Genomic DNA, 2,294 nt, shown 5'->3' with positions numbered 1-2,294 from the left:
CTATCTTTGGATTGTGGCTGGTCATAATGACGACATTGCTCCTACCTCTTATTTAAGTGGGAGATCCTGTCCGGTCAATTATGGGGCTATTTCAGGCTCCCAGATAATACACCATAGCTATAAAGAATTTGGCGTATCATTTTCTTGGAAGTTAGCGTTAATAAGGAGTCGTTATTAATCTTATCAAGAATTTCTTTTCTCGGAACACTTTCATAAAAGGAAGAAATATCGGTTCGAATAACATACTTTGGCATTTTATCCGATAATGCCGCCCGAAGTTGGCACAATATATTGTACCGATTGGATTGCTTCACCTTGTAAAGCTTATTTATATTTTTTTGGACCTGTTTGATTGCGAAATATGACGCCGGTGTCTCGTTGGCAACGTAAACGGGCTTGCCCGCAATCTTATCGTTCCGGGTGATTTCAACGCGGAAATTGGCACGTCCTACCTCTTCCGCCACGGCTTCGAGCATCGCCGTGAGCCGTGCTTCTTTGTCGCCCCTTTGAGCGTCGCGGGTAGCGTTTAAAACCGCCATCTGTTGTTCGTACTGATCTGAAGGCATAGACAATTTGGCTTTGCGCAAAGCCCTAATGTCCGCTGTAGATGTTTTGATATCGTGGGTGATTTGTTCAAGGTCGGGGAAAAAGCGCCCTTCCAGAAAATGCCCTTTCCGATTTTCGTGATCGAAAATCGTTTGGAAGCTCTCTGCGGTAAACGATTGATCCAATTGTTCTTCCCCGATTCCCTTTTTCGGAGGTTAGCTGCAACCGTGCATTTGTGCACGGACTTTCTTCATGGTTGCGCCTTAAGGTTAGTTTTTTTGGATGGGTTTCGAACTGTAAAAAGCCGCATCATCGAACTGGTTTAGGCTAGGACAGGTGGCGAAACTATTAGGGGGAAATTTTGTGTTCCCAAGGGCCACTGAAGGCTCCTTGGGCCTGCGGTATCAAACGCCGCGCAAGGTTTGCTGTGAGGGTATCGGAGGTGGGGGGAAGCTCTTCCGGGAGGTTTATAGATTGACTTACGGTAGCCGCCTATGGAACCGGAAACGCGGCAGGTTGAGGTTCCGGTGTTTTGTTCTGGAAAAGCGAAAGAAGCTTGAAGCTATACGCAAATCAGCGACGCGAAACTATGTTGCAAGTTTCGCTTCGCAAATTTGCTTTGTCTTATCGCTCAATAGACTAACGCGCCCTTGCAGCCATTCCAGCTCATCGGTTGTAATCTCATACTCCGCCGAATATCGCGCTTCGACATAGGCGCGCTGCACCTTGGCGAAGCAACGGCGAGCGAATTTAGTGTCGTCCGGCCAAGTATCATGAAGCCGCTCATCCAGACCTTCAGCTTGCGATCTCAGGAAACTCAGTCGATGGGACTTAGGACTGTAAAGCGTGTAAACCAGCAGGGTGCAATGATACAAACGTTCTGTTGCTTGGTGCAGGTTGAACGCGGCGAGTCGGTTGTTACCCATCTCCATGCAAGTGACCGCAAGTTTTTGAAAATCATATACGTCTGGCATCCACTGTTCATAATAGCCCTTAGCCTCTACCTTGATCTCCTCCGGCGTCAGCGGCTTTGCCTTAGCCAGAGGATGCCCCTCGGCTTCGAAGAGCATGATACCGTCACGGGCGATGTCATTAAAGAACGGGCGTCCCTTGGCCAATTGATCGTTCACGTCCTGGAGGCTGTGAACTATAAAACTGACCGGCGTCTTAAGCTCATGGGTGAGGGTGTATTCTCGCACAAACGTGTCATCCGCTTCAGACCAGTATTCCTGTAAATCAGTGAACTCATGGCCGTTGACCACAACGAGGATGTCGTAGTCCGAGCGGTAGCCTGACGGACGATCGTCAACCCAGCCACCACGGGCATATGACCCGAACAGGATCACCTTCAGAATACGGCCGGCCTTACGCTTGTCGGACAGCTTTGTCTTTGTTGTATTCTCGAAGGTGTCGAACAGCACTTTCACCACGTGCTTAAGCTCGCGTTGTTTGATATCGGGCAGGTGCGAGAGCTGATCGGCCAGCATTTAGATTCCTAACGTCGAAGTCGGAGTCTAGCACCGCAACAGGGTGTGGGCTACCGCTTTTGCGGCTAGCTGATTAATAAGGATAGTCCTACTTGCGCGTCTTCAATGGCAATTCAAGCTGTGTCCCTTCGTTCTGCCCGCCAGTGTCGATCCTCCCCGACGGCATGCTAGTGTTGTGACTCTAACGCCTGTCGCCCCCTGGCGACCTTTTCAAGAATGTCTGTAGCGGATTTGGTCCAAACGAAGGGCTTTGGATCGGCG

2 protein-coding genes are annotated in these 2,294 nt (G+C 49.7%); both read right to left on the bottom strand.

The features are described 5' to 3' along the window. Window positions 1-86: 86 nt before the first annotated feature. Complete coding sequence (locus B060_RS25840) at window positions 87-731, bottom strand: hypothetical protein (RefSeq protein WP_018084210.1); 645 nt, start codon at window positions 729-731, stop codon at window positions 87-89. Window positions 732-1,133: 402 nt separating this feature from the next. Then, window positions 1,134-2,033, bottom strand: coding sequence for a HEPN domain-containing protein (locus B060_RS0123395; protein ID WP_018084209.1), 900 nt, complete (start codon window positions 2,031-2,033; stop codon window positions 1,134-1,136). Between the last annotated feature and the right edge of the window lie 261 nt (window positions 2,034-2,294).

The sequence above is a fragment of the Asticcacaulis benevestitus DSM 16100 = ATCC BAA-896 genome, from assembly GCF_000376105.1.
Lineage (GTDB): Bacteria > Pseudomonadota > Alphaproteobacteria > Caulobacterales > Caulobacteraceae > Asticcacaulis > Asticcacaulis benevestitus.
This window is presented reverse-complemented; position numbering and strand designations above follow the sequence as displayed.

Excerpts from the sequence above, each read along its gene's own strand:
- B060_RS0123395 (WP_018084209.1), bottom strand. The coding sequence starts at position 2,033 with ATGCTGGCCGATCAGCTCTCGCACCTGCCCGATATCAAACAACGCGAG.